This window comes from Bacillus sp. FSL K6-0268, assembly GCF_038005425.1.
In the GTDB taxonomy this organism is placed as follows: Bacteria; Bacillota; Bacilli; order Bacillales; family Bacillaceae_G; genus Bacillus_A; species Bacillus_A thuringiensis_S.
Window position 1 is genome coordinate 3,453,967 of the sequence record NZ_JBBOTF010000001.1, and the last position, 26,034, is coordinate 3,480,000.

Genomic DNA, 26,034 nt, shown 5'->3' on the forward strand with positions numbered 1-26,034 from the left:
TGCCTCACTTTCTACTGATGATCAAAGTGGTGAATTTACCTGTTCATGTAAAAATCACCAACTGTTAGACATAGTATTTTACACATTAGTTCTTCTATGCACGTCGAATTGTATTTTTTTATCTTATTTTAGGCATTTATTACTTCTTTTTTTACATCTGGTAAGCCTTTTAATAAATTTTCAGCAATTGTTAACCACTTCGATGTCTCTAAACCATTTGTTTTCATAACAATTTTCAATTGTGATCCTTCCATTCCTAAACCGATCATACGTCCAAAACTATTTCCAAGCATGAATAATTTTCCACCATCAATATTTTGACTTGCTTGTTCAGAAAACAGGAATGTTACTTCAAATTTATTCTGTTTAATTAACTCAATTTGTTCTTTCATTGCCAACACTTTAATATTTGCAATTTGTAATAAATAACCGACTTCTTGTGGATAATCACCGAATCTATCGATCATTTCTTCCTGCAATTCTTCAATATCCTCAATTGCAGAAACACCTCTAAATTGTTTATACATCATAATTTTTTGCTTACTATCTGAAATATAAGCATCTGGTAAGTATGCATCTACCTCTAAGTCAATTTCAACATTAACTGTATTTTCAGCCCCATCTGTTCCTCTACGCTGTTCAATTGCATCTTTTAACATTTGAGAATATAGATCAAATCCGACAGAATCAATAAATCCATGCTGCTCTGCCCCTAACAAATTACCTGCTCCACGAATAGATAAATCTCTCATCGCAATTTTGAAACCAGATCCAAGTTCCGTGAACTCTTTAATTGCTTGCAGACGCTTCTCTGCAACCTCTGACAGCACTTTGTCACGTTTATAGGCAAAGTATGCATATGCAACACGATTAGAACGTCCAACACGCCCACGAAGCTGATACAACTGTGATAATCCCATACGATCTGCATCAAATACAATTAACGTATTTACATTCGGAATATCTACACCCGTCTCAATAATTGTTGTACTTACAAGAACATCATGCTGTCCTTCTAAAAATGATAGCATAACAGACTCTAATTCACTTTCGTTCATTTTCCCATGTGCGTATGTTACACGGGCATCTGGAACTAACATCGAAATTTCATCTGCTTTTCTTTCAATATCCTCTACACGGTTATATAAGAAGTAAATTTGACCGCCTCTTGCAAGCTCTCGCTCTATCGCCTCTCGCATTAATGCTGGATTATACTCTACTACATACGTTTGGACTGGGAAACGATTTTCTGGCGGTGTCTCAATAACAGATAAGTCGCGCACACCAAGCATAGACATATGAAGCGTCCGTGGAATCGGAGTTGCCGTTAATGTTAATACGTCAACATTCGCCTTCAATTGTTTAATTTTCTCTTTATGCGTCACACCAAATCTTTGTTCTTCATCAATAATAAGAAGCCCTAAATCTTTATAAGTAACATCTTTAGATAAAATACGATGTGTTCCGATTACAATATCTATTGTGCCATCCTTTAAACCCTTAATCGTTTCATTTTGTTGTTTTCTCGTACGGAATCTACTTAATAATCCTATATTGATTGGATAATCTTGAAAACGCTCTCGAATTGTTTCATAGTGTTGCTGCGCAAGAATCGTTGTCGGTACTAAAATTGCAACTTGTTTTTCATCCATAATTGCTTTAAATGCCGCACGAATAGCCACTTCAGTCTTTCCATACCCTACATCACCACAAAGGAGCCTATCCATCGGGCGTCCGCGTTCCATATCTTTTTTAATCTCGTCAATAGAACGTAACTGATCCTCTGTCTCTTGATATGGGAAAGATGATTCGAACTCTTGTTGTTCTGCTGTATCTGGCGTATATGCATAGCCTTTTGAAGCTTCGCGTTCAGCATATAGTTTAATTAGGTCATCCGCAATGTCTTGTACAGATTTTTCAACTTTCGTTTTAACCTTCTTCCAATCATTACCACCTAATTTGTAAACTTTTGGATCCTTACCTTCAGACCCTACATATTTTTGGACTTGATCAATTTGTTCAATTGGAACGTATAACTTATCATTACCTTGATATTTAATATTTAAATAATCTTTATGAACACCATTAATCTCTAATGTCTCAATACCTAAAAATTTACCTATACCATGATTTACATGAACTACATAATCTCCAACTTTTAATTCCGAATAACTTTTAATACGTTCAGCATTCGATAACTTTTGTTTACGTTGTGATTTTTTAACTTTCTTATGAAAAAGCTCCTTTTCAGTAATGACAACAAGCTTTTGCATCGGCATTTCAAATCCTGCATGTAAATCACCTACAGCAATTTGTAACCTTCCAGACAATAAGATATCTGTACCTTCCACAATATCTGCCTCAATATCATAATCACTTAAAATATGTTGTAATTTTTTCACACGTTCATCATCTGTTCCAAGTACAACAGTCGTAAAATGCCCTTCATTCCATCTATCAATTTCTGTTTTTAACAAATTCATCTGTCCATGGAAATCTTGCATTGTTTTACATGTTACATTCACAATATTTTGCGGATGTGTGTGTGCAATATGACGCAAGAATAACGTTAAATATACAAAATTTCTTTTTTTATGATGAAGAAATCCCTCGAATGCGTGAGAGAAAGATAAATCTTGAATAATTGTTCCTTCACCAAGAAGTGATATATACCATTCCGCCTCTTCTGTTTCCAGATGTGATGCTGTTTCTTGAATACGGGAAATCTCATCTAAAATTACAACACCGTCTTCTGGTAAATAATCTATCAGACTAGCAGGTTCTTTATAGAAAATAGATAAGTATTTAAACATCTGTTCTATACTTTGCCCGTTTTTCAACATCTCAATTTCATGACTTACCGTCTCAAGTACTGTAGTCTTTAGTTTATCATCAGAAAGTTTTTGCATCGTCTTAGTCAAACCTTCTTCAAGATGCTGAATTCCTGATTTTAATTCTTCCTGTGAAAATAAAAACTCTGTTGCCGGACCAAACTTAACGCTTTCTTTTTTTCCTTGAGAACGCTGTTCATCCACATCAAATAATCGAATAGAATCGACTTCTGTATCGAAGAATTCAATACGAAATGGTAGTTCTTCAGTTAAAGGATAAATATCTAATATTCCCCCGCGCAAACTGAACTCCCCTGGAGCTTCTACCATCGACTTACGTTCATAGCCAATATGATGTAAAGTATGCAAGAGCGCATCTAAATCAATCTCTTGCCCTAGATTGATTTCAACTTGCTTTTGCTTCCACAATTCTTTTATTGGTAAAAATCTACGCAATCCTGCCACTGGAGCTACAATGATTCCATTCTCTCCAGCAGCCAAGCGATTTAACACTTCTATACGTTGCGCCTTCAATTCTGGACTTGCAACCCCAATTTCCGATGCTATAAGTTCATTCACTGGATATAGCCACACATCTTTTTCACCAAGTAACGCCACTAAATCTTCATGTACTTTTTGCGCTTGGTATAAGTTATGTGTCACGATTAATTGTGATTTTTTTGTTTTTTTATATAAAGCCGCCATTAATAATGAACGAGAAGACGTTGCCATCCCTGATATAAGTTGTTCCTTTAACCCATCTTCTAATCCATTAATAACTGATTGTATCTCTTTATTTTTATAAAATTGCTCTAATAAACCTATCATTTTTAAAACTCCTCTCAACATAAAGAGCAAGCCATTCTATTTTATGCAAATATTTCGGAAAAGGAAAACAGAAAAATGCTTTGGACATGCCAAAGCGACAACATTTTATTGCAGAAATTTTTCATATTCATAATACTCAGGATAAGATGCGAGCGTTTCTTGACACGATTCACAAATCGTTTTTATATATATATTTCCATTCTCATGAAAATGAATCATCTCTACTACTTCTTGCTCTGTTAGTTGAAATAAAACGTCGCTATATACTTTTTCTGCGTTAATGGAGCCTACATTACCTCCGCAGTGTCTGCAATAATAATACCCTTCCATACTAGCCTCCTAAAAATTAAATTACTACTAGTATGGGTAAAACAAAAAAGAAATATTCCTAATCTCATTTTTAACTATTGAAAGTATTCATGATTTGGAGAAAAGGCTTATTTAGCCACTCTTCACATGCATCCGCTGCTTTTTCAATAGAATGGTTAACATCCGGAATCTCTTCAGATGTAAAGCGTCCTAATACATAATCGACTACCTTCATTCCATTTTTCGGGCGATCAATTCCCATACGGATACGTTGAAATTCTTGTGTTCCTAGGTGTGAAATCATTGACTTTACACCATTATGTCCACCAGCACTACCTTTCATGCGAAGACGCAATTTACCTACAGGAATGTCTAAATCGTCGTACATAACAACGAAGTCCTCAACATCAATTTTATAATAATCCATGAGTGGACGAATACTTTCTCCAGATAAATTCATATATGTTAGCGGCTTTAATAAGATTACCTTTTCTCCATTAACAAAACCTGCACCAAATACACCTTTAAATTTTTGTTCATTCAAAGAAATGTTCCAACGCTTCGCAAGTTCATCAATGGCCATAAATCCAATATTATGCCTTGTTAATTCATATTCTCTACCTGGGTTCCCAAGTCCTACTATCAATTTCATTCTTGTACCACTACTTTCTTTTTTCGATACGAAAAGACGTAACCAATTTTGGTTACGTCTCATTCTATCCAATTAATTGAATAATACACTCACAGATTCTTCTTCGTATACACGAATGATTGCTTCTCCGATTAATGGAGCAACTGAAAGTTCATGTACTTTGTCGATTTTCTTCTCTTCCGGTAATACGATAGAGTTCGTTACAACTAACTCTTTAATATTTGAATTTTGAATACGTTCAATTGCTGGACCAGATAATACTGGGTGTGTACAGCAAGCATATACTTCAGAAGCACCGTTCTCAACAAGAGCGTTTGCTGCTAATGTAATTGTACCAGCTGTATCAATGATGTCATCAATTAAAATCGCTGTTTTGCCTTCAATATTACCGATAATGTTCATTACCTCTGATACGTTCGGGCGAGGGCGACGCTTATCAATAATAGCGATTGGCGCTTTTAGACGATCTGCCATTTTTCTTGCACGAGTTACACCACCATGATCAGGAGACACGATTACGATATCTTTAAGACCTTTTGTTTCAAAGTAATCAGAAAGAATCGGTACACCCATTAAGTGGTCGATTGGGATATCAAAGAACCCTTGAATTTGTGGAGCATGTAAATCTAGAGTGATTACACGAGTTGCACCTGCTGTTTCAAGCAAGTTTGCTACAAGTTTCGATGTAATTGGTTCACGAGAACGCGCTTTACGGTCTTGACGCGCATAACCATAATAAGGAATAACAATATTAATTGTTTTCGCAGATGCACGTTTTAATGCATCGATCATAATAAGTAATTCCATGATATGTTCGTTTACTGGGAAGCTTGTAGATTGAATAATGAATACATCGCAACCACGGATACTTTCTTCAATGTTAATTTGAACTTCTCCATCACTAAAACGATCAACAGAACATTTTCCTAGTCCTACTCCAATATGCTTTGCAATCTGCTCAGCAAGTTCCTTATTAGAGTTTAAAGAGAATACTTTCAAATTAGAATTTAGATATTGAGTCGACATCTAGATTAACCCTCCACATTATGATTTTTTCTTATTCAGCAATTGATCAACATAGTCTTCTTTGTTAACTTGACGTGCACGTGCTACCGATAATGCTTTTGATGGAACATTCTCTGTAATTGTAGAGCCTGCTGCCACATAAGCACCATCTTCAACTGTTACTGGAGCAACAAGGTTTGAATTACATCCAATAAATACCCCATTACCAATCACAGTTTTGAATTTATTCTTACCGTCATAGTTCACCGTAATTGAACCACAACCAAGATTCACGTCTTCTCCAACTTGTGCATCCCCGATATAACTCAAGTGTGAAGCTTTACTTCTATTACCAAAGACAGTTTTTTTGATTTCCACGAAGTTTCCAACGCGTACTTCGTCTCCAATAACTGAATCTGGGCGAATATGTGCAAATGGACCAACCGATACTTCTGTACCAAGTTTACTATCATGTACAGTAGATTGACGAATTGTCGTACGATCTCCAATTTCACTATCACGAATTACTGTATGCGGTCCAATTTCACAATCAGAACCAATTACAGTGTTCCCCTCAATAATTGTTCCTGGATGAAGAACTGTATCACTACCGATAATTGCATCAGCAGAAATATAAGTGTTACTTGGATCAATAATTGTAACACCATTTACCATGTTCTTTCGGTTGATACGGTTTTTCATAATAATTTCCGCTTGCGATAGAGCGACTCTGTCGTTAACACCTAACGTTTCATCGAACTGCTCTGTTTGATAAGCTGATACGATATGACCTTCATTTTTTAAAATCTCAATAACATCTGGAAGGTAATATTCACCTTGTACGTTATCATTTGAAACTTTAGAAAGTGAAGCAAATAAAGCCTTATTATCAAAACAATACGTACCTGTATTGATTTCTTTAATAGCTAATTCTTTCTCATTTGCATCTTTATGCTCAACAATCTTTTCAACATGACCATTCTCATTACGAACAATACGGCCATATCCAGCAGGTTCTTCTATGTACGCTGTTAGCACCGTCGCCATTGCTCCTGCTTCTTTATGTTGCTGAAGTAATGCTTCCATCGTTTCAGCAGTTATTAGCGGCGTATCACCACAAATAACTAAAGTTGTTCCTTCTTCATTTGCAAGTACACTTGCAGCTTGATCTACAGCATGTGCTGTACCAAGTTGTTCTGCTTGTAATGCAAACTCACTTACGTTTCCTAGCTGTTCTTGTACCATTTCAGCACCATGTCCAACAACCGTTACAAGTTTCTGCAATCCTAATTGAGATACTTGATCGACTACGTGTTGTACCATGGGTTTTCCACATACAGGATGCAGCACTTTGTATAGCTTAGACTTCATACGTGTGCCTTTACCTGCAGCTAGAATCACTGCAAATCTGTTTGACATATAGACCCTCCATCGCAACCTATTTATCCATTAAAGATATTATCCTAAATCATCATATATTTCAAGAAACACATTTTAACTATTAAATTTTACCATAATTCTTATAAGATGTTTTACTCTTTAGTATCTTTTTTAAGAAATAAGCTATACTATTTAAAATGATTTTGAAAAAATTAGTAGTTTCTTCTTTTTATATTAATGAATTATGAAATTTACAAATATAAAGTAAAAAAAACAAACTCCTGTAAATGCTTACAGGAGTTTGCTACAAAATTATAAGGCTTTTCGTCAAAGCCCTTTTCATTCGAATTTTACGAAGCACCTGCTTCTTCAAACTCAACCTCTTCTAACTCGCCTAAACGATGATACTCTGTTAAAACCGCATCTTGAATTTTAGAGCGTGTACCAGAATTAATCGGATGTGCAATGTCACGGAACTCTCCATCTGGAGTACGTTTACTTGGCATTGCTACAAATAATCCATTATTACCATCAATTACACGAATATCATGAACAACAAATTCATGGTCCAAAGTAATAGAGGCAATTGCTCTCATGCGGCCTTCTGTGTTTACGCGGCGTAATCTTACGTCAGTCACTTCCATCTTGTGTTCACCACCCTTTTCTAAATAAGCGATATATTTGTATAAATTCCACAAATTTTCTATTTTCCCTTTAATTTTTTAAAAATTTTTAAGATAAAAATTTTTAATGTAGTTGAATATAGAGATTAGTGGAGGTTATCGCTTACAAAAGGTTACTTAACTAGGGCGATTACTTCAATTTCAACGGAAACATCTTTCGGTAATTTTGCTACTTGCACACAAGATCGAGCTGGTTTATGAGTAGAGAAATAAGAGCTATATACTTCATTCACTGCATTAAAATCATCCATGTCCTTTAAAAATACTGTTGTTTTTACGACTGTATCAAATGAAGCACCTGCTTCCTCTAATACCGCTTGTAAATTTTGAAATACTTGTTCTGTTTGTACTGTTACATCTCCTGTTACAAGCTCCCCATTTTCCGTTAATGGAATTTGTCCTGAGCTATAAAACATATTATTTACAATAATCCCTTGTGAGTAAGGTCCAATCGCTTGTGGTGCCTTGCTTGTTTGAACAACTTTCATACTTTTCACCCTTTTATTATTTATTTTACTCTTTAAAAATAGTGTACGAAAGGCAGTTTGTCCATCTATTTTATAATCTATAAATAAAATAAAAAAAGATAGAGCTATCTGCTCTACCTTTTATTCAGCCTCTACAAGCCCTTCATCAAATGGTGCAAGAGAATAATTCCCTTTTTCCACTTGAATCGTTTTTTCTTTCACATCAACTTCCGATAGACGAATTAATGATACAAAATTATTAATTAGTCGTTCTTCAATATCTGTGGATTCTACTAATACACCAATACCAACAACATTAGCCTTGAACTCTTCTAACATACTCATCATACCTTGAATCGTTCCACCAGCTTTCATGAAGTCATCAATAATTAAAACATTCGATCCTTCTGGAAGGCTGCGTTTTGCTAATGTCATTGTTTGAATTCGTTTAGAAGAACCCGACACATAGTTAATACTAACAGTCGGACCTTCTGTTACCTTATTATCTTTCCTTGCAATTACAACTGGTACATCTAAGTAATTTGCCACTGCATAAGCAAGTGGAATCCCTTTCGTTGCCACCGTCATAACCGCATCAATTGATTGCCTAGCAAAAACAGAAGCAAACAAACGACCTGCGCCATTAATATGGCGAGGATTACTCAATAAATCTGTCATGTATAAGTAACCGCCAGGCAAAATACGATCTGGATTTTCAAATAAGCCACAAAGCTCATCAATAATTAGATCTGCCTCTTCTTCACTTATATACGGTATATATTTCACTCCTCCTGCTGCTCCTGGTATCGTTTGCAATGTGCCGACCCCTTGTTGTTCAAACGTTTGCTTAATAATAACTAAATCTTCACTAATGGAAGACTTAGCCGATTGATACCTTTCAGCAAAAAAAGTGAGAGATACTAGCTGACGAGGGTTTTGTAGCAAGTAATAAGTCATATCGACTAATCTTGTACTTCTTCTAATTTTCATACTCTCACCTCAAATCACGAATATTCTAAACAAATCATAACGTATTATACGTCTTTATTCAAGCGTTTCTCGCTCTCCTAATAAACGTACCGCATAGACCTGTTCACAAAATCCTTTTAACCCGTTATAAATGCGATGCATTCGAGAATCATGGTGTACAAGTCCAAATACAGTTGGACCACTTCCACTCATCAATACAGCATCCGCTCCGAATCGCTTCATCTGTGATTTAATACGTGCAACTTCAGGATGCATTCCAAATGTTACATCTTCTAAAACGTTACCAACAGTATCACAAATCCCTTTATAATCTCCAGAATTTATGACATCAACCATTTTATCTACATTTGGATGTGTAACTCGATTTAACTTTAAATTTCCATACACATCAGCAGTAGATACACCTATATGTGGTTTCGCTAAAATAACCCAACAAGAAGGCGGAGTCTTTATATGCTCAATTTTCTCTCCTCTTCCAGTGGCAATTGCTGTGCCGCCGTATACACAGAACGATACATCTGATCCAATTTCTGCGCCAAGCTCTGCTAACTCATCAATTGTAAGCCCTAAATTCCATAATTTATTAAGACCACGTAATGTCGCTGCTGCATCACTACTTCCACCTGCTAATCCAGCTGCTACTGGAATCGTTTTTTCAATAGTAATAGATACACCTTTTTTTACATTAAACTTCTCTTTTAATAATTTCGCTGCCTGATAAGCTAAATTTCGTTGGTCGTCTGGGACATACCGATTATGGGATAAAATTTCAATACGGTCTTCTGCTAATTCCGTTAGTTCTAGACGATCTGCTAAATCAATGGTTGTCATAATCATTTTCACTTCATGATATCCGTCTTGTCTTTTTCCCAGTACATCTAACGACAGATTAATCTTTGCTGGTGCTTTCACTAGTAGCTTCAATCTATTCACCCACTCTATGTACTCAATCTTTTATCGTTTATTTTACCATAAATTTATAGTAAGACGATGACACTTCCCTAATTATAACGAAAAGCATTCAGAATGAAACTACTTATGTAAAATGATGGCACCTTTTAGAGTACAAAAAGCCGAGGAATGTCTCCTCGGCTACCGTAGCATAGAAAGTATCTTACAACTACTGGTTTCGTTTCATTAATTGCTGTTCTGCAATTTCTATAGCACGTTTCACCATGTTACCAGCATCTTTCGCACGAATTCCGCCCCATCCTTCTTTCTGAACAACATCATAAAAGCCAAGCTCTTTTGCTAGCTCTTCTTTAAATTGGTTTGACATGACACCTCTTCGTCTACTCAATGCAGAGTCCCTCCTTATTTTGCTACGGTATAGTTAGTATGCAAAATAATATAGCTTTTCATTTATGGGAATATATGTAATGATATATGGATTATAAAATGACCTCATTATGAGGGTCTCCATAAAATGTTAACTCTACTGTCTCTGTTAAAACATCTGCATAACTATAAGATACACGTTGCAACGCATCTTCTTGTTGATCCAATTGTACAACAAAAACAGAACGGTATGTTTCTGCTAGTACACCTGATTGCTCCACAGTTTTTCTTCTTCCACTATTTGCTTTTAACATAAGTCGCTGTCCAAGATGGTGATCTAATTCGCTTTTAATTTCATCTAAACGTTTTGACATATACTTCGCTACACCTCGCTGTAATTTAGATTGAACACTTAAAGCACTATATATCTATCCTAATTATTAACCGCGATTCACAGCTAATATCATCTTGCGTTTGAATAGATAGAAGAAATACTATATTGTAAAAGTATCATTACGTAGTCTGTACGTTCTTGCCTCTTTTTATCCAAATTCATTTAAATCCTTCCATACAAAAAAGCAAGATACATATGTACCCTGCTTACTCTTCGTAATGTTGAAAAGGTAATCCCGTTCGTAAAATCCCTCTCGTTTCAATTCCACCTAGTCCCTTTTCACCAGTAATTGTATTACGTACGACATCCCATACATTGACTCTCTCCATAAATGAAGTAAAACTAATTTTACCAACTACATATACGGGATCTAGTGCATGAATATTAATTCTAGATGGTGAACTAGCGAAATTGGCCCCTGCACGAATTAGTGCCTCAAAGTGCGATTGACATGCCCCAGCAAAAATAACAAGTTGATCCAATGATGGATATTTTTTTCGCACTTCTCGAACAGCCTGTACAAAATGCCTTGAATGCCTATATGCCGCTAAATCTCCCTTCACTCCTTTCGATTTTGTATATGCATCATGCCCCGTAATAACGAGAATGTCTGGGCGAAAGTGATCTATTAAGTCTACTACTTTTTCATGCATCTCCGTTTCTTTACAATGAATACCTTGTACAGGAACGCCAATCTTGTTATATAAGTCTAAGCACTTGCGCAAATATAAAGGGTCTCCATCTATATGCAATACACGTCCCGGCATTTGAAAATAATTCACCTCACTTGTGTATCCACCAGTTGAAGTATGTTCATGCCTTTGTTTCATTAACACATAATCTTGTTGAAACAAACGATACGTGCGCTCCATTGTTTCTTTCTCACGCTTCACCCTTTTTTTATGTTCTCGTTGATCTATACTAATTAAATCTTCAAGTGGCGCATCCGCCACCAGTCTAATTTCCTCTCCAAACAATATAGCTATCTCGCCTTTTATTTCTATAATACGAAAAAGAATATCCCTCTTATGAGAATATCGTTCCACTAATTCTCCAACATGTAAAGCCATTCTCCTACCTCCAAACTCATTAGGCCATCTTACCTGTTTTTAAAATATGAATTTAGAGGGAGAAAGGTGACAAAAGGGACAGTTCAAGTTGAACTGTCCCTTTCATATTCTTATGATAATTTATGAAGAACCAATGCATTACTTAATGTTGCAAACTCTTCAATAGATAGCGTTTCGCCTCTTCGCTTTGGATCAATTCCTACTTCTGTTAAAATTCGATCCAATAATTCCTTATCTTTCGGGAAACCATTTAAATTATTTGATAAATTATTCATTAAAGTTTTACGGCGCTGTGCGAAACTTGCTCGTACTACTTCAAAGAAGAATGTTTCATCTGTCACCTCTACAACCGGTTTCGGACGCTTTAGAAGGCGAATAATTGCAGAATCAACATTTGGCTGTGGTACAAACACTGTACGCGGTACAGTCATAACTGTTTCAACTTCTGTATAATACTGAATGGCAATCGATAAAGAACCATACTCTTTCGTTCCAGGTTTAGCAGCTAAACGATCTCCAACTTCTTTTTGCATCATAACAACAAATCCACGAACTGGTAACTTTTCTTCAAGCAATTTAAATAAAATTGGCGTTGTAATATAGTATGGCAAGTTAGCTACTACCATTACATCTTGCCCTTCTTCAAATTGCTCATTAAATACTTCATGTACATCCGCTTTTAGTACGTCTTTATTAATAACTGTAACGTTACCATATGGTGCTAACGTCTCATCTAAAATTGGTAATAGTCTTTGATCAATTTCAAAAGCCACTACTTTTTTAGCACGCTTCGCTAATTGCTCTGTTAATGCACCGATACCTGGTCCAATTTCAATTGCACCACTTTCTGAACCAATTTCAGCATGATCGACAATACGATTTAATACATTTGTATCAATTAAAAAGTTTTGTCCTAAACTTTTTTTGAATGAAAATCCATACTTTTCAACAATGTCTTTTGTACGATTTGGCGTTGCGATATCCTTCATTTTTTTTCCTCCTGTATTACTTGCTTATAAGCTTCTCCAAATGATTCCTTTGAAACTTGAAACATCTGTAATCGTTTATGTAACTGTTTTGCATTTGTATAACCAATCTTTAATAGCTTACCCATTCTTTCTCTGCGGCTCTTTGCCATTTCTCCGCCCACTAAGCCTGCATCGACTAAATCACTCCAACTAATTTCACTTGTATAAACTTCCATTTCTTCATGTATATTCTCTAGAGCACGGCGGATCGACTCATTAGAAGCATGTTCGATCCCAACTCCCTTTTTCCTTTTAGCAAGCGCTTCTTCCTTCGGTAAAAAGGCATGCTTACAGCCGGGAACCTTGTCAGAAATAATTTTTCGAATACGCTCTCCAGGATAATCCGGATCTGTGAAAATAATAACGCCCCTTTTTTGTTGCGCTAATTTAACTTGCTCAATAACATGATCACCGATTGCTGAACCGTTCGTTTCAATTGTATCCGCATCAACAGCACGCTTAATCGCAACTGTATCATCTTTACCTTCTACAACGATAATCTCTTTTATTTTCATGCTTGCCTCCACACTCGTTTCGTCTCTACTTAGTAAAACAAAAAAATGACGACTTTTCCATTATTATTTTCCCCATTCTTATATTTTAAAAAATAGAATAGAAAAATCTTTGTTCTCTGTCCTTATTGTAACACTTCATCATTCACATTTATTTTCTTCATCACTTCTACTAGTGTTTTTTCAAAATAAAAAAGAACAGGTTTCCCCATTCTTTTTTATTCAACACCAAATAAAAATTTTGCATTTTTGGTTGTCATTTCTGCTACTTCCTCATAAGAAATTCCTTTTAAATTCGCAATTTCTTCTGCTACGAGTTTTACATAACTCGGTTCATTTCGTTTCCCTCGAAATGGATGCGGCGTTAGATACGGACAATCCGTCTCTATTAACAATTTCTCTAATGGAATCTCCGTAGCAACCTCTTTCGGCTTCTTAGCATTTTTAAATGTAACTGGTCCGCCTAACGAAATTAAAAAGTTCATATCAACACATCGCTCTGCTACTTCTACGCTGCCGCTAAAGCAATGCATAATGCCTCCTACTTCAGCTGCATTCTCTTCTTCTAGAATATCAACAATATCTTGAGTTGCATCGCGGTTATGTATAATAATCGGCAATTTCACTTTTTTAGCTAATGTAATTTGTTTACGGAATACTTCTTTCTGTATTTCTTTTGGAGACTTATCCCAGTGATAATCTAAACCCATTTCTCCAAGTGCAACGACTTTAGGATGAGAAGCAAGTTCTTCTAACCAAGCTAAATGTTCTTCTGTCATGTCAATTGCATCAACTGGATGCCATCCAACCGCAGCGTAAATAAAATCATAGGCTTCAGCTAATTCCATCGCCTTTTTTATCGTTACTTCATCAAAACCAACAACAACTGTATAAGTAACTCCCGCTTCTTTCATTCGGGCAATAACTTCTTGCAAATCTTCTTCGAATTGCTCTGCATTCAAATGTGAATGTGTATCAAACAACATAATACATAACTCCTTTTATATTGAAATCAAGTTTATTCTACAAAAATAAGTTCTTTAATAACTTAACGATAACAATACTACAATCTTAATGCAAAAATAGAGAGTGTAAAAAGAAAAAAGACGCTTCACACATGTTACACGTGAAACATCTCTTTTCTTGTCTTAATTACTTGATTTTTGTACCATTTGGTAGATTTTGATCAATTGATGCTAATGACAATACGCCATTCTCTTCACCCGCTAAAATCATACCTTGCGATAATTCACCGCGTAATTTTACAGGTTTTAAGTTTGTTACACAAATAACCTTTTTACCTTTTAGGTCCTCTGGCGAATAGAATTTCGCAATTCCAGAAACAACTTGACGCTTTTCTGTGCCTAAGTCTAGTTGAATTTTTAACAACTTGTCTGCTTTTTTCACAGGTTCAGCAGATAGTACTTCTGCTACGCGTAATTCTACTTTAAAGAAATCATCAATTGTAATTTCTTCTGCCTTCGGTTCTTCTTCTTTTTTCTCTTCTACTTTAGGAGCAGAGCTTTTCATTTGTTCCTTAATGTACTCTACTTCCACTTCCATTTCTAAGCGAGGGAAAATTTGGTTTCCTTTTTCTACTTTTGTTCCAGCTGGAATACAGCCAATTGTAGATAGACTTTCCCAAGATTTATGAGCCTCATCAGTAAGGCCAAGCTGAGCGAACATCTTGCTTGGTGCTACTGTTAAGAATGGCATAAGCATAATACCTGTTTGACGAAGTACTTCTGCTAAATGAGCCATTACAGAAGCTAACTTTTCACGATCATTCTCATCTTTCGCTAATACCCATGGTTGTGTTTCATCAATATATTTGTTCGTACGACTAACCAATTGCCAAATAGATCCTAACGCTACAGAGAACTCCATATTCTCCATTGCCTCTTCTACTTTTTTCAATGTATCTTTTGCAAACGTTACTAACGTTTCATCAAATTCCGTTACATTCGCTTTAAATGCAGGGATTTCTCCGTTAAAGTACTTATCAATCATAGCTACTGTACGATTTAATAAGTTACCTAAGTCATTTGCTAGATCGAAATTAATACGCTCCACAAATCCTTCTGGTGTGAATACACCGTCAGATCCGAATGGAACTTCACGAAGTAAGTAATAACGTAATGCATCTAATCCGTAACGATCGATCAATGTAACTGGATCTACTACGTTTCCTTTTGACTTACTCATCTTTCCATCCTTCATTAAAATCCAGCCATGAGCAAAGACTTTTTTCGGAAGAGGTAAATCTAATGCCATTAAAATGATTGGCCAATAAATTGTATGGAAACGAACGATTTCTTTTCCAACTAAATGCACATCTGCCGGCCAGAATTTCTTATACATCTCTTCATTTTCTGTTCCATAACCTAATGCTGTAATGTAGTTAGATAATGCGTCAACCCATACGTAAATAACGTGTTTCGGATTACCTGGAACACGAACTCCCCAGTCAAATGAAGTACGAGAAACTGCTAAATCTTCTAAGCCTGGTTTAATGAAGTTATTAATCATTTCATTCTTACGAGACTCTGGCTGAATGAAATGTGGATTATCTTCATAGAATTTTAATAGTCTGTCGACATATTTACCCATTCTAAAGAAATATGATTCTTCACGAACAAGTTCTACATCATGACCACTATCTGGACTTTTTCCTCCAACTACTTTGTCACCTTCCATAATTGGATCTACTAATTGATGCTCCGTATAGAATGTCTCATCTTGTACAGAATACCAACCTTCATATTCATCAAGATAAATATCACCTTGATCTACTAGTTGCTTAAAGATTTTTTCAACAACATCTTTATGACGATCTTCAGTTGTACGAATAAAATCATCATAAGAGATATCCATCTTCTCCCAAAGTTCTTTAATTCCTGCAACAATATTATCCACATATGCTTGTGGTGTAATATTTAATTCTTCTGCTTTTTTTTGGATTTTCTGTCCATGCTCATCAGTTCCTGTTAAATAATGAACATTGTATCCTTGCATACGCTTATATCGTGCCATTGCATCTCCTGCTACTGTCGTATAAGCATGTCCAATGTGTAATTTTCCACTTGGATAATAAATTGGGGTAGTAATATAAAAGGACTTATTTTCCTCTGTCATTGTTTTGGACCTCCCGAATAACCTCATATGTATTTATAAACAGTATATCAAAAACTCATATATAAAGTGAAACTTTAATCAGCGGGGTTTTTGTTCATCCCCACTGATTATTAGCCCACATCAATCGGGCTTTTACGAGCAGCCCGAATCTCACTTATCTTCTTTACCCCAACCTAATTTTGAATTTGGGTTCTTAATGCTCGATATCTTTATCATCTATTGCTCATATTCCAAAAAAATATACAATCTCCACTTAAAATTTGTTAATTTTTCAGAAAACAATGTAAATAATTGTGGAATTTCCTCTCAATCTATTATATATAAGAAATAAGAAATCTATAAATCTTTTTAAAAAATATAGAATTTAAGAATTGACGGAAATGTAAATGATTGGTATCATATGTCCATAGGGTATTTTGTCGAAAAATGACGAATCTAAAAATAGACTCGAAACTTATAAACTATTTATTTAGGAGGAAAAAAATTATGAAATCTACTGGTATTGTTCGTAAAGTTGATGAATTAGGTCGTGTAGTAATTCCAATCGAATTACGCCGTACTTTAGGTATTGCAGAAAAGGATGCTCTTGAAATCTATGTTGATGACGAGAAAATCATCTTAAAAAAATATAAACCAAACATGACTTGCCAAGTAACTGGTGAAGTATCTGACGGTAACCTTTCTTTAGCTGAAGGTAAAATCATCTTAAGCAAAGAAGGCGCTGAGCAAATCTTAAACGAACTTCAAGATTATATCGAAACAGCAAAATAAGCTTCTCAATTATGAGAAGCTTATTTTTTATCGACATGATAGATTTGATATACATCTCTTTTCGACAAATCTCGATCTTTAGCGACTGTTTTAATCGCTTCTTTTGAATTCATACCTTTTTCATTTATATAGTGTTCAATATGATCATATACTGAAAGAGATTCCCACCATTGTTCTTCTGGAGCAGGTTCTTCTGTCGAACCAGCTACTAAAATACAAAACTCACCACGTACCTCATTTTGCTTCGTCCACTCAATTGCTTCTTCGACTGTTCCTCGAATAAATTCCTCAAATTTTTTCGTTAACTCCCGACATAATACAATCTCTCTATTTCCCAACACTTCCTGCATCGAAATTAAAGTATCATCTAAACGATGAGGCGCTTCATAAAACATCATTGTAGTTTGTACATAACGAAGCTTTTCTAACTCCATCTTTCGTTCCTTTTTATTTCTCTGCAAGAAACCATAGAAATAAAACTGCTTTGTTTCAAGACCAGATGCAATTAATGCTGTAAGGGCTGCATTTGCTCCAGGAAGCGGAATTACATGATATTGCTCAGCTACTGCCTCAACAACAATATCGTAACCTGGATCAGAAATACACGGCATACCAGCGTCACTAACAAGTGCTACATTCTTTCCATCCTCTAATTTCTCTAATATTTTCTTCCCACTTACTTCTTTATTGTGCTCATGATAACTCGTGACAGGTGTTTCAATTTCAAAATAATTACAAAGTTTTTTCGTTTGTCTCGTATCTTCAGCAGCAATTAAATCAACTTCTTTTAAAATTCGGATTGCACGAAATGTCATATCTTCTAAATTTCCAATAGGAGTTGGTACTAAATATAAAACTCCCTTTTCATTTTGTTGAAAGCTTTTTTGTTGCCACATAGCGTTCTCCTTTTTGCATATATGCCTCTTTTTGTTTTCTCGTTAATTGCTTAAAGTAATACTCCGCTTGCATAGCTGTACGTTTATCATCATGGGTCTCTACATATTTTAAAACGACAGGAAGCCTGACGCGTGTATACTTAGCTCCTTTGCCGCTATTATGAGTCTGTATTCGTTTTTCTATATGGTTTGTATATCCAGCATAATAACTTCCATCAGAGCACTCTACCACATAAAAAAAATGCTTATTCTTCTCCATATAAAATTGAACGTATCTCCTTTGTATATTCGTTATTGTTCTCATATACAACGAGAGGTGGTAAAATTTTTAAATCTGCATTTCCATCCTTAATTCCTTCAATTAACAATGTATTTGCTTCTTTTCCAACCTTAGGATAAACAAATCGCACACGCTTTGGTTCAATTTTATATTTACGCATTAATGTGACAATGTCGAGTAATCGCCCTGGACGATGTACAAACGCCACTTTCCCACCTTGTTTTACTAACTGACTACTTGCAGATACAACATCTTCTAATGTACACATAATTTCATGACGAGCTATCGCTAAATGTTCATTCATATTTTTCTCTGAAGTTTGAGGTGTTTGAAAATATGGTGGATTACATGTAACAACATCATATTGATGACGTCCGAGTTTCTCTGGCATATCTTTCAAATCTCCATGTATGAGGTGAATTCTTTCTTCCAGCCCATTATATTGAACACTTCTTACTCCCATATCATATAAGCGTTCTTGAATTTCCACACCAGTAATCTTTCCTTTTGTTCTTGTACTTAATAGAAGGGGGACAACTGCGTTACCTGTACACAAATCAAGTAAATTCCCCTCGTATATTAATATTTAAGCCCTATCTCAGGCTTAGTTTTTCTCTCTAATAAGAGTCCAGTAATAAAGAAAATACTTGGACGTCTCAAGATATTTCTAGATAATGGTCTTAGGATCATTTGGGACAATTCTGTATTCCCCTGTGGATTTACCACACGAAAAGAGTGTTTCTCAGTGAACGCGCGGGGCTCCCTACTCGCAGGCTGAGCAGCCTGATCCTCGAACCTAGATGTTAGTAGCTCTAGGGCGGCTTTCGATTCAGGACTAGCTCTTATACACGAGGTTGTTGGTCGGCGTACACACTAGAGATATCTCGAGACGTCCAAGCAATGATTCTAAATCGAAAGGAGGTCTCTTACGTGAGATTATTTGTTGGTCTAGATGTAAGTTCGTTTGATATGAAAGTTTGCTTTTTAAATGGTGAAGGAGAAAAGCTAGATTCTTTTTCAGTCAGTAATGACTTACCAGGTGCACAGGTACTTAAAGAACGATTATTACAGTGCACAACCAATCAAGAGGTTGAAACTTTAAAAATCGGCTTAGAATCTACATCTGTTTACAGTTTTCACCCATCCATGTTTCTCCATCATGACGAAGACTTAAAAAGATTTGGCACAAAGGTATTTCTTCTAAATCCAAAACAAGTCGCAAACTTCAAGAAAAGTTATTCAGACATGAATAAGACTGACGAAATTGATGCCTTTGTCATCGCTGATTATTTACGATTTGGGCGAAATCAAATGTCCATCGTGAAAGAAAGTCAATACGTGGCATTACAGCAATTAACAAGAGCTCGTTATCAACTCGTTAGAATGTTGACAAAGGAGAAACAACATTTTCTACAACACCTAAGTTATAAATGTAATACGTTCTCACAAGAAGTCGATTCTTCTATATTTGGTAACGCCATGATGGAATTGTTCCTTGAAAAATTCAGTCTAGAAGAGCTAGCTGACATGCCTTTAGAGGAACTCGCTGAGTTCCTACAGGAAAAGAGTAAAAATCGATTTGGTGACCCGAAATGTGTCGCATCAACCATTCAAAAGGCTGTTCGCACGTCGTACCGTTTAGATAAGGTGGTAGAAGACTCAATCGATATTCTTTTAGGAACATCAATCGAAATCATTCGTACCTATCAAAGACAAATTAAAGAACTAGAAAAATCTATTAAGCGGATCATGGCTGGATTAACGCAAACATTAGAATCCATTCCTGGAATCGGGCCTATATATGCCGCTGGTATTATCGCTGAAATTGGCCAAATCGAAAGATTTGACGATGAAACCAAAATCGCAAAATATGCCGGGTTATATTGGCGTACATACCAGTCTGGCCGGTTCACCGCTGAAAATACTTCATTATCTCGTAATGGGAATCATTACTTGCGGTATTACTTAGTTGAAGCCGCCAACTCTGTAAGAAAGCATGTATTGGAATACCAAGAATATTACGCAAAAAAGTATAATGAAGTACCAAAACATCAACACAAACGTGCACTCGTTCTAACCGCAAGAAAATTTGTGCGATTGGTGGATGCGCTACTACGTAATCACCAACTCTTTACGCCTGAAAGGTGTGTGAAAGTGTGACATAAAACTTGTCATCGCTACCTTTCAATCAATTCCAGTATTTTACATGCGGTGCTGGTCTAGTTTCGTGATGTCTTTTTTAAGCAATTTGTCCTTTGATAACTTCAAAATATATTATTTTTCAGTTGACATACTACCGCAGGTCTTTTGAATTGGTACCCATGCAAAATCTGCCAGTAAAACAGCATCTAAAGAAAAATTAAATACTGATGGGCTTTGTATAATCTTCATGTCTTGCGCTAATAAGTAATCTAAACGTTCATCTTCATATAAATTCATATACTGCTCCTTTTCTTACCCTTAACCTACCCTATTTCATGTATAAAAAATTACCTTTCCAATTATAATTGGAAAGGTAATTTCACTTTTTATTTAAGAATGACAGACAGAACAAACAATCTCCCTCTTTACGTACACTTCCATAATGTAGATTGCAAATATGAAAACCTTCTTGATACAGTCTCGCTAAATTGTCATAGCCTTCACCAATATCTGTCTTCGGCTTCACTTCTTTACGCTTTTGAGTTTTTTGTTTTTCTTTATTCTGCACTTCTTCAAAACGGTGTCGCAAATTGTTATTTTCCATTTTTATATGCTGGTTTTCTTCCAACAACTCTGCAAGATGCTGTTTTAACTCTCCCAACTGTTTGTATAAATGTCCAATTTGCTCTTCCATACTAGAAACCGATTCAAAAATATCTTTTTTCTCCACAAGCACCCACCTCATTAATCTGTGGTTTGACTCGAAACGACCCCTTTATTCACTAACTCATCTAACGTATATTCTACTATCCGTTCCTTGTCTACTAGTTCCACTTGAATTAATCTTTCTAAAATATTTAATCCGATAACACGGCCAGTACCATGCGGGGTTTGTATACGTTGATCTAAATCAGGAAGTTGTTCCTTTGCTGCCTCATATTCATCATTCTCATATTTTAAGCAACACATTAAGCGACCACATAAACCAGAGATTTTTGCAGGATTTAATGATAAATTTTGATCCTTTGCCATTTTGATGGATACAGGTTCAAAATCTCCTAAAAAAGTAGAACAACAAAGCATACGACCACATGGACCAATACCACCTAGCATCTTCGCTTCATCACGAACACCAATTTGTCTTAGTTCAATTCTTGTTCTAAAAATTGCCGCTAAGTCCTTCACTAGTTCGCGGAAATCGATCCGACCATCCGCAGTAAAATAGAAAATAATCTTATTACGATCGAATGTATACTCTACATCTACAAGTTTCATATCAAGATTATGCTCTACTACCTTTTGTTGACAGACTTGATATGCTTCTTTTGCAGCATGTTTGTTCTCTTCAACAATGGTACGATCATTTTCATTTGCAATACGAATAACCTTTTTTAGCGGTAATACAACGTCGTTTTCATCAACTTGCTTTTTGGTAATAACTACTTTTCCGTATTCAATACCTCTTACCGTTTCTACAATGACAAACTCATTTTCAGAGATATCGAACTGATTTGGATCAAAGTAATATACCTTTCCGGCCTTCTTAAAGCGAACACCTACTACATCATACAAAACGGTCATCCCTCCTGCAACCGCAACACTAACTGTTCGAACACAAGCTGCGCATTTACATTAGCGTTGATTCTATTTTTTGCCTCTAATATATTAAAGAGAGCTGATACAATGCGCTTCTGAGCATAGGAAAACGATTCAAACATCTCTTTCTGCTCATGAAAAACAAGACGATCTTCTTCTCCAAGTTGAACATATAGTAAATCCTTATAAATAAGGAGTAACATATCTAAACCTTGTTGTAATTGTTCTTTCTCTCCAAAGTGTTTTCCCCATTTTTCTTGTACAAAAAAAATAGAGGTTTTATCTTTTTCGAGCGCTTCACATAATTTTATCACTAAAGCTCGTGCTTGTGCAAACCATTCATCACTACATAAAGCTAAAGCTTCATCAAAACTATTTGTGAGTTGAGCAGCAAGTGTCGATAAAGATGCTGTAATACCTTCTTCCTGTAATCTTCTAATTAAAGATTCCGTAGGTAACGGTCTAAACGTAACAACTTGGCAGCGAGATAAAATCGTATTTAAAATTTGATGACTTTGTTCAGTAAGTAAAATAGCGGTTGTATCACTACTTGGTTCTTCTAAAAATTTCAAAAGTGTATTTGCCGCATTTGCTGTCATACGATCTGCGTGCTCAATAATATATAATTTTTTATTTGCCTCTAATCCTGTTTTTGAAAACTCTTCTTGTAAATCATGAATTTGCTGCTTCTTAATAGATAATCCGTCTGGTTTTACAATATGTAAGTTAGGGTGGTTACCTGAATCAATTCGCTTACAATTTGTGCATACATGGCAGGGCTCTACTCCATTCCGCTGAGAACAGAGGAAACTCTTTGCCATTTGAATTGCTGTCGCAAACTTTCCCGTACCTTTCCCTCCCTCTAACAAGTAAGCGTGGGATATACGCTCTTTTGCAATGCTATTCATCAACATTTTTACACCGATGGGTTGTATAGCAGAAAGCTGCTCCCACGTCTTCATCATAATGCATACCTCACTTATTTCATTCTTTCCTTCTATTATAACAATTTATCTTCTATAATCTGAACAACTTCTTCTATAAGTTTTTCCATCGGCTGATCAGCATTTACCAATACAATACGATCCGAGAAACGTTCTACAACTTGTAAATACCCTTCGCGCACACGTTTATGGAAAGAGATATCTTCCATATCTAGTCGATTTACTTCACGTCCTGCATCTTTTTCAATTCGAGCCAAACCAACCTCAGGCTCAATGTCTAGATAAATTGTTAAACTAGGCATACAGTCCTCTGTTGCGAAACGATTTATTTCAAATACCTTATCCATACCCAACCCTCTTGCATAGCCTTGATATGCTAAAGAACTATCTATAAAACGATCACATAGCACGAGATAGTTCTCATTAAGTGCTGGCATAACTTTTTCTACTAAATGCTGTCTGCGCGCAGCAGCATAAAGAAGCGCTTCTGTACGTGCTTCCATCATCGTATATTCTTGTTTATGTAAAATCGTCCTAATGTCCTCAGAAATTGCAATACCACCTGGTTCCCTTGTCGCCATTACCTTTTGTGCTTTTTGTTCAAAATATGGTAATAAGCTTTTAATTAACGTTGTTTTACCTGAACCTTCTGGACCCTCAATTGTTACAAATAATCCCTTCATCCTAAAACCTACTTTCTATATCATACACTTTCATATATTTCGTATTACCTTGAAAACGAGCTCCTGCTCTCTCTAAATACATAATTTGCTCTTTATGCTCTGAAGTAATTCTCTCTCCATACATAACCAATGGAATTCCAGGTGGATACGGAATTACCATTTCCGCCGCTATCATTCCAACAGCCTCTTCTATAGATACTATCTTTGTTCCATATCCTTCTAGTTGTTTATACGTATACGGCAAAGGAGAGAATTCACCTTTATAAGTATAACGAATAGATTCCCTCTTGTCTTTCACGTCATAATGTTGCAATGCTACTCGGATCATCTCTATAACCTTCATATACTCCTCATTTACTTGCAGGGGTAAAATAAATAGGACATTGTACGGATCAGCCATCTCTGTATATATACCGACATTTTCAAATACGGACTGTAATTCGTACCCTGATAACTGACAACGAGTTTGTACGGTAACCTTTAGCTCGTCTTGCAACGGATATTCTAAAATGGCGATTTGTGGAATAGAACGTAACTGTTCCTTAAATCTCCGTAAAAACTCAACAATTTCACCATGTCCTTCTTCTTTTATACGCGCCATTGTAAAGCGTGCTATATCCAAGGAAGCCATAATTGGATACGATGGACTACTAGATTGTAGCATACTTAAATAAGTAGTAACCTTCTCTTCGTCTACTAAGTGACCATTTATATGTAAATAGGAACCCATTGTCATTGCGGGTAATGTTTTATGTGCAGAATGAACTACAATATCTGCACCATATGTTAACGCTGATTTTGGGAATGGTTCTCCCAAACAAAGATGTGCCCCATGTGCCTCATCTACCAAAACAGGGATTTTATGTGCATGTGCAAAAGCGATGCTTGCCTCTAAATCCATCCCCATACCATAATAATTAGGATGCGTTAAAATGAGTGCTTTCGCATTTGGATATTTTCCAATTGCTTTCTTAATAATTTCATTACGAACTCCCACTGGTACGTTATAAGCTTCATCAATCCATGGATCTAAAAAAATGGGATTTGCTCCCGCTAGTTTTAAACCATTAATAATTGATTTATGACAATTTCTTTGTACAAGAACAATATCATGTTCCCTGCAACAAGACAAAATCATTGCTAAGTTCCCGACTGTTGAACCATTAATTAAAAAATAACTTCTCTTTGTATCATACACTTCAGTCAATAATTGTTGTGCCTCATCTATACATTCAAACGGACTATGCAAATCATCCAGTCCTGCTAACTCAGTTACATCAATAGATAGAATATCTTTAAACTCTCTTATTGCCTTCTGAGGGAAGTTTAAACCATTCTTATGACCTGGAACATGAAAAGATAACGCCCCTCTTTCTTTAAACTCTATTAACGCCTCATATAAAGGCATATGATTTTGATTCATCTACATCTCTTCCTTATAATTCATTCTCCATCTATTATACAGAACAAAAAAAATAATAGGCATATGCCTATTTAAAAATATGATACTTCTAATTTTCGAAGTTGCTTTAAATAATGTATATATTTTGGATCATCTGTCTCTGTGTTCACCATATCCTTTTCACATTCATAACATATTAAATTATTATAAACATATATACCTTCTTTTCTTTTTGTCTCACAAACAATACAAACTTCACTTTGTAATTTCATAACCTTCCCTCCCTATTTAAGTGAACCTATTTTATACTTCTAATCCTTAACAATTTCCAGAAAAATATACACCCATCTCTTATATAATATGATTAACTCTTGGGCAACGTGTTTGTATTACCATTACTTCTTTCCCATTCTTTTTAACAATACAAAAAAACACGAGTCAAATGACTCGTGTTTTAGTTGCTTGGCGACGTCCTACTCTCGCAGGGACAAGGTCCCAACTACCATCGGCGCTAGAGAGCTTAACTTCCGTGTTCGGTATGGGAACGGGTGTGACCTCTCTGCCATCATCACCAAACTATTGAAGGCATATTCCTTCAAAACTAGATAACATTTGCTACATATTATATGGTTAAGTCCTCGATCTATTAGTATTCGTCAGCTCCACATGTCACCATGCTTCCACCTCGAACCTATCAACCTGATCATCTTTCAGGGATCTTACTAGCTTACGCTATGGGAAATCTCATCTTGAGGGGG

General features: G+C 35.8%; 26 protein-coding genes, 2 rRNA genes and 2 pseudogenes (1 of these 30 only partly in view). 2 read left to right on the forward strand and 28 right to left on the reverse strand.

Translation table 11 applies throughout. The features are described from left to right. Positions 1–128 precede the first annotated feature (128 nt). From mfd to metG, 16 genes are all read right to left on the reverse strand, one after another. Positions 129–3,659 carry a transcription-repair coupling factor gene (mfd, locus tag MHI28_RS17825; protein WP_000579722.1) on the reverse strand — a complete coding sequence of 1,177 codons (3,531 nt, stop codon included), beginning with the start codon at positions 3,657–3,659 and terminating at the stop codon, positions 129–131. Between the two features lie 105 nt (positions 3,660–3,764). Next, positions 3,765–3,989, reverse strand: coding sequence for an anti-sigma-F factor Fin family protein (locus tag MHI28_RS17830; protein WP_000399438.1), 225 nt, complete (start codon positions 3,987–3,989; stop codon positions 3,765–3,767). 70 nt (positions 3,990–4,059) lie between these two features. Further along, positions 4,060–4,620 carry an aminoacyl-tRNA hydrolase gene (gene pth / locus MHI28_RS17835; protein WP_014894852.1) on the reverse strand — a complete coding sequence of 187 codons (561 nt, stop codon included), beginning with the start codon at positions 4,618–4,620 and terminating at the stop codon, positions 4,060–4,062. Positions 4,621–4,692: 72 nt separating this feature from the next. Continuing rightward, the gene (locus MHI28_RS17840; protein WP_000107420.1) at positions 4,693–5,646 is read right to left on the reverse strand and encodes a ribose-phosphate diphosphokinase; all 954 of its coding nucleotides are present in this window, start codon (positions 5,644–5,646) and stop codon (positions 4,693–4,695) included. An 18-nt stretch (positions 5,647–5,664) separates the two neighbouring features. Next, the gene (glmU, locus tag MHI28_RS17845; protein ID WP_000071039.1) at positions 5,665–7,044 is read right to left on the reverse strand and encodes a bifunctional UDP-N-acetylglucosamine diphosphorylase/glucosamine-1-phosphate N-acetyltransferase GlmU; all 1,380 of its coding nucleotides are present in this window, start codon (positions 7,042–7,044) and stop codon (positions 5,665–5,667) included. Positions 7,045–7,355: 311 nt separating this feature from the next. Further along, positions 7,356–7,649, reverse strand: coding sequence for a septation regulator SpoVG (spoVG, locus tag MHI28_RS17850; protein WP_000454041.1), 294 nt, complete (start codon positions 7,647–7,649; stop codon positions 7,356–7,358). Between the two features lie 152 nt (positions 7,650–7,801). Continuing rightward, on the reverse strand, positions 7,802–8,176 hold the full coding sequence (locus MHI28_RS17855) for a RidA family protein (RefSeq protein WP_000869823.1): 375 nt from the start codon (positions 8,174–8,176) through the stop codon (positions 7,802–7,804). Between the two features lie 120 nt (positions 8,177–8,296). After that, positions 8,297–9,145, reverse strand: coding sequence for a pur operon repressor (purR, locus tag MHI28_RS17860; protein WP_000702467.1), 849 nt, complete (start codon positions 9,143–9,145; stop codon positions 8,297–8,299). 54 nt (positions 9,146–9,199) lie between these two features. Then, on the reverse strand, positions 9,200–10,069 hold the full coding sequence (gene ispE / locus MHI28_RS17865; protein WP_000772104.1) for a 4-(cytidine 5'-diphospho)-2-C-methyl-D-erythritol kinase: 870 nt from the start codon (positions 10,067–10,069) through the stop codon (positions 9,200–9,202). 196 nt (positions 10,070–10,265) lie between these two features. Next, positions 10,266–10,445 (reverse strand): acid-soluble spore protein SspF, encoded by a 180-nt coding sequence (sspF, locus tag MHI28_RS17870; protein WP_002094215.1) that lies wholly within the window; start codon positions 10,443–10,445, stop codon positions 10,266–10,268. Positions 10,446–10,536: 91 nt separating this feature from the next. Continuing rightward, on the reverse strand, positions 10,537–10,797 hold the full coding sequence (gene veg, locus MHI28_RS17875; RefSeq protein ID WP_000044347.1) for a biofilm formation stimulator Veg: 261 nt from the start codon (positions 10,795–10,797) through the stop codon (positions 10,537–10,539). A 226-nt stretch (positions 10,798–11,023) separates the two neighbouring features. Continuing rightward, positions 11,024–11,887 (reverse strand): sporulation peptidase YabG, encoded by an 864-nt coding sequence (yabG, locus tag MHI28_RS17880; RefSeq protein WP_001173734.1) that lies wholly within the window; start codon positions 11,885–11,887, stop codon positions 11,024–11,026. A gap of 110 nt (positions 11,888–11,997) precedes the next feature. Next, positions 11,998–12,876 carry a 16S rRNA (adenine(1518)-N(6)/adenine(1519)-N(6))-dimethyltransferase RsmA gene (rsmA, locus tag MHI28_RS17885; protein WP_000651548.1) on the reverse strand — a complete coding sequence of 293 codons (879 nt, stop codon included), beginning with the start codon at positions 12,874–12,876 and terminating at the stop codon, positions 11,998–12,000. Continuing rightward, positions 12,873–13,430: a ribonuclease M5 gene (rnmV, locus tag MHI28_RS17890; RefSeq protein WP_000692842.1), complete on the reverse strand. Its 558-nt coding sequence runs from the start codon at positions 13,428–13,430 to the stop codon at positions 12,873–12,875. Before rnmV ends, rsmA begins: the two co-directional genes overlap by 4 nt. A 215-nt stretch (positions 13,431–13,645) precedes the next feature. Continuing rightward, complete coding sequence (locus MHI28_RS17895; protein ID WP_000895845.1) at positions 13,646–14,413, reverse strand: TatD family hydrolase; 768 nt, start codon at positions 14,411–14,413, stop codon at positions 13,646–13,648. A 166-nt stretch (positions 14,414–14,579) separates the two neighbouring features. Then, positions 14,580–16,562 (reverse strand): methionine--tRNA ligase, encoded by a 1,983-nt coding sequence (gene metG / locus MHI28_RS17900; RefSeq protein ID WP_418921913.1) that lies wholly within the window; start codon positions 16,560–16,562, stop codon positions 14,580–14,582. Between the two features lie 486 nt (positions 16,563–17,048). Here metG and MHI28_RS17905 point away from each other — a divergent pair, with 486 nt between their 5' ends. Next, positions 17,049–17,333, forward strand: a complete 285-nt coding sequence (locus MHI28_RS17905) for an AbrB/MazE/SpoVT family DNA-binding domain-containing protein (protein ID WP_000843036.1) — start codon at positions 17,049–17,051, stop codon at positions 17,331–17,333. A gap of 20 nt (positions 17,334–17,353) precedes the next feature. Here MHI28_RS17905 and rsmI read toward each other — a convergent pair whose 3' ends face one another. From rsmI to MHI28_RS17920, 3 genes and pseudogenes are all read right to left on the reverse strand, one after another. Continuing rightward, entirely contained in the window at positions 17,354–18,229 is an 876-nt protein-coding gene (gene rsmI, locus MHI28_RS17910) for a 16S rRNA (cytidine(1402)-2'-O)-methyltransferase (protein WP_000267816.1), read from the reverse strand. Then, entirely contained in the window at positions 18,198–18,488 is a 291-nt protein-coding gene (locus MHI28_RS17915) for a GIY-YIG nuclease family protein (protein ID WP_000414350.1), read from the reverse strand. The genes rsmI and MHI28_RS17915 overlap by 32 nt, the downstream gene beginning before the upstream one ends. Further along, positions 18,475–19,089, reverse strand: a pseudogene (locus tag MHI28_RS17920) (tRNA1(Val) (adenine(37)-N6)-methyltransferase); the annotation flags it as partial. The gene MHI28_RS17915 and the pseudogene MHI28_RS17920, both read right to left, overlap by 14 nt. A gap of 350 nt (positions 19,090–19,439) precedes the next feature. Between MHI28_RS17920 and MHI28_RS17925 the strand changes: the two are divergent. Beyond that, positions 19,440–20,669: an IS110 family transposase gene (locus tag MHI28_RS17925; RefSeq protein WP_100909797.1), complete on the forward strand. Its 1,230-nt coding sequence runs from the start codon at positions 19,440–19,442 to the stop codon at positions 20,667–20,669. Positions 20,670–20,813: 144 nt separating this feature from the next. Here the strand turns inward: MHI28_RS17925 and MHI28_RS17930 are convergent. The 9 genes and pseudogenes from MHI28_RS17930 to MHI28_RS17970 all read right to left on the reverse strand — a co-directional run. Next, positions 20,814–20,948 (reverse strand): annotated as a pseudogene (locus tag MHI28_RS17930) (hypothetical protein); the annotation flags it as partial. 82 nt (positions 20,949–21,030) lie between these two features. Further along, positions 21,031–21,381, reverse strand: a complete 351-nt coding sequence (gene yabA / locus MHI28_RS17935) for a DNA replication initiation control protein YabA (RefSeq protein ID WP_000412063.1) — start codon at positions 21,379–21,381, stop codon at positions 21,031–21,033. 14 nt (positions 21,382–21,395) lie between these two features. Further along, on the reverse strand, positions 21,396–22,223 hold the full coding sequence (locus tag MHI28_RS17940; protein WP_000272429.1) for a PSP1 domain-containing protein: 828 nt from the start codon (positions 22,221–22,223) through the stop codon (positions 21,396–21,398). A 5-nt stretch (positions 22,224–22,228) separates the two neighbouring features. Continuing rightward, positions 22,229–23,212, reverse strand: coding sequence for a DNA polymerase III subunit delta' (gene holB / locus MHI28_RS17945; protein ID WP_000978578.1), 984 nt, complete (start codon positions 23,210–23,212; stop codon positions 22,229–22,231). A 35-nt stretch (positions 23,213–23,247) separates the two neighbouring features. After that, positions 23,248–23,874 carry a dTMP kinase gene (gene tmk, locus MHI28_RS17950; RefSeq protein ID WP_000677218.1) on the reverse strand — a complete coding sequence of 209 codons (627 nt, stop codon included), beginning with the start codon at positions 23,872–23,874 and terminating at the stop codon, positions 23,248–23,250. Position 23,875: 1 nt separating this feature from the next. Further along, entirely contained in the window at positions 23,876–25,297 is a 1,422-nt protein-coding gene (locus MHI28_RS17955; protein ID WP_001073003.1) for an aminotransferase class I/II-fold pyridoxal phosphate-dependent enzyme, read from the reverse strand. A 71-nt stretch (positions 25,298–25,368) separates the two neighbouring features. Continuing rightward, positions 25,369–25,548 (reverse strand): sigma factor G inhibitor Gin, encoded by a 180-nt coding sequence (locus tag MHI28_RS17960; protein ID WP_000776279.1) that lies wholly within the window; start codon positions 25,546–25,548, stop codon positions 25,369–25,371. A gap of 188 nt (positions 25,549–25,736) precedes the next feature. Further along, positions 25,737–25,852, reverse strand: a 5S ribosomal RNA gene (rrf, locus tag MHI28_RS17965). Between the two features lie 50 nt (positions 25,853–25,902). Beyond that, a 23S ribosomal RNA gene (locus MHI28_RS17970) occupies positions 25,903–26,034 on the reverse strand; it runs 2,790 nt beyond the window's last position.

What these genes read in the sequence shown, in the direction of transcription:
- mfd (WP_000579722.1), bottom strand. Translation starts at nt 3,659, where the DNA reads ATGATAGGTTTATTAGAGCAATTTTATAAAAATAAAGAGATACAATCA.
- MHI28_RS17830 (WP_000399438.1), bottom strand. Translation starts at nt 3,989, where the DNA reads ATGGAAGGGTATTATTATTGCAGACACTGCGGAGGTAATGTAGGCTCC.
- pth (WP_014894852.1), bottom strand. Translation starts at nt 4,620, where the DNA reads ATGAAATTGATAGTAGGACTTGGGAACCCAGGTAGAGAATATGAATTA.
- MHI28_RS17840 (WP_000107420.1), bottom strand. Translation starts at nt 5,646, where the DNA reads ATGTCGACTCAATATCTAAATTCTAATTTGAAAGTATTCTCTTTAAAC.
- glmU (WP_000071039.1), bottom strand. Translation starts at nt 7,044, where the DNA reads ATGTCAAACAGATTTGCAGTGATTCTAGCTGCAGGTAAAGGCACACGT.
- spoVG (WP_000454041.1), bottom strand. Translation starts at nt 7,649, where the DNA reads ATGGAAGTGACTGACGTAAGATTACGCCGCGTAAACACAGAAGGCCGC.
- MHI28_RS17855 (WP_000869823.1), bottom strand. Translation starts at nt 8,176, where the DNA reads ATGAAAGTTGTTCAAACAAGCAAGGCACCACAAGCGATTGGACCTTAC.
- purR (WP_000702467.1), bottom strand. Translation starts at nt 9,145, where the DNA reads ATGAAAATTAGAAGAAGTACAAGATTAGTCGATATGACTTATTACTTG.
- veg (WP_000044347.1), bottom strand. Translation starts at nt 10,797, where the DNA reads ATGTCAAAACGTTTAGATGAAATTAAAAGCGAATTAGATCACCATCTT.
- yabG (WP_001173734.1), bottom strand. Translation starts at nt 11,887, where the DNA reads ATGGCTTTACATGTTGGAGAATTAGTGGAACGATATTCTCATAAGAGG.
- rsmA (WP_000651548.1), bottom strand. Translation starts at nt 12,876, where the DNA reads ATGAAGGATATCGCAACGCCAAATCGTACAAAAGACATTGTTGAAAAG.
- rnmV (WP_000692842.1), bottom strand. Translation starts at nt 13,430, where the DNA reads ATGAAAATAAAAGAGATTATCGTTGTAGAAGGTAAAGATGATACAGTT.
- MHI28_RS17895 (WP_000895845.1), bottom strand. Translation starts at nt 14,413, where the DNA reads ATGTTGTTTGATACACATTCACATTTGAATGCAGAGCAATTCGAAGAA.
- metG (WP_418921913.1), bottom strand. Translation starts at nt 16,562, where the DNA reads ATGACAGAGGAAAATAAGTCCTTTTATATTACTACCCCAATTTATTAT.
- MHI28_RS17905 (WP_000843036.1), top strand. Translation starts at nt 17,049, where the DNA reads ATGAAATCTACTGGTATTGTTCGTAAAGTTGATGAATTAGGTCGTGTA.
- rsmI (WP_000267816.1), bottom strand. Translation starts at nt 18,229, where the DNA reads ATGTGGCAACAAAAAAGCTTTCAACAAAATGAAAAGGGAGTTTTATAT.
- MHI28_RS17915 (WP_000414350.1), bottom strand. Translation starts at nt 18,488, where the DNA reads ATGGAGAAGAATAAGCATTTTTTTTATGTGGTAGAGTGCTCTGATGGA.
- holB (WP_000978578.1), bottom strand. Translation starts at nt 23,212, where the DNA reads ATGATGAAGACGTGGGAGCAGCTTTCTGCTATACAACCCATCGGTGTA.
- tmk (WP_000677218.1), bottom strand. Translation starts at nt 23,874, where the DNA reads ATGAAGGGATTATTTGTAACAATTGAGGGTCCAGAAGGTTCAGGTAAA.
- MHI28_RS17955 (WP_001073003.1), bottom strand. Translation starts at nt 25,297, where the DNA reads ATGAATCAAAATCATATGCCTTTATATGAGGCGTTAATAGAGTTTAAA.
- MHI28_RS17960 (WP_000776279.1), bottom strand. Translation starts at nt 25,548, where the DNA reads ATGAAATTACAAAGTGAAGTTTGTATTGTTTGTGAGACAAAAAGAAAA.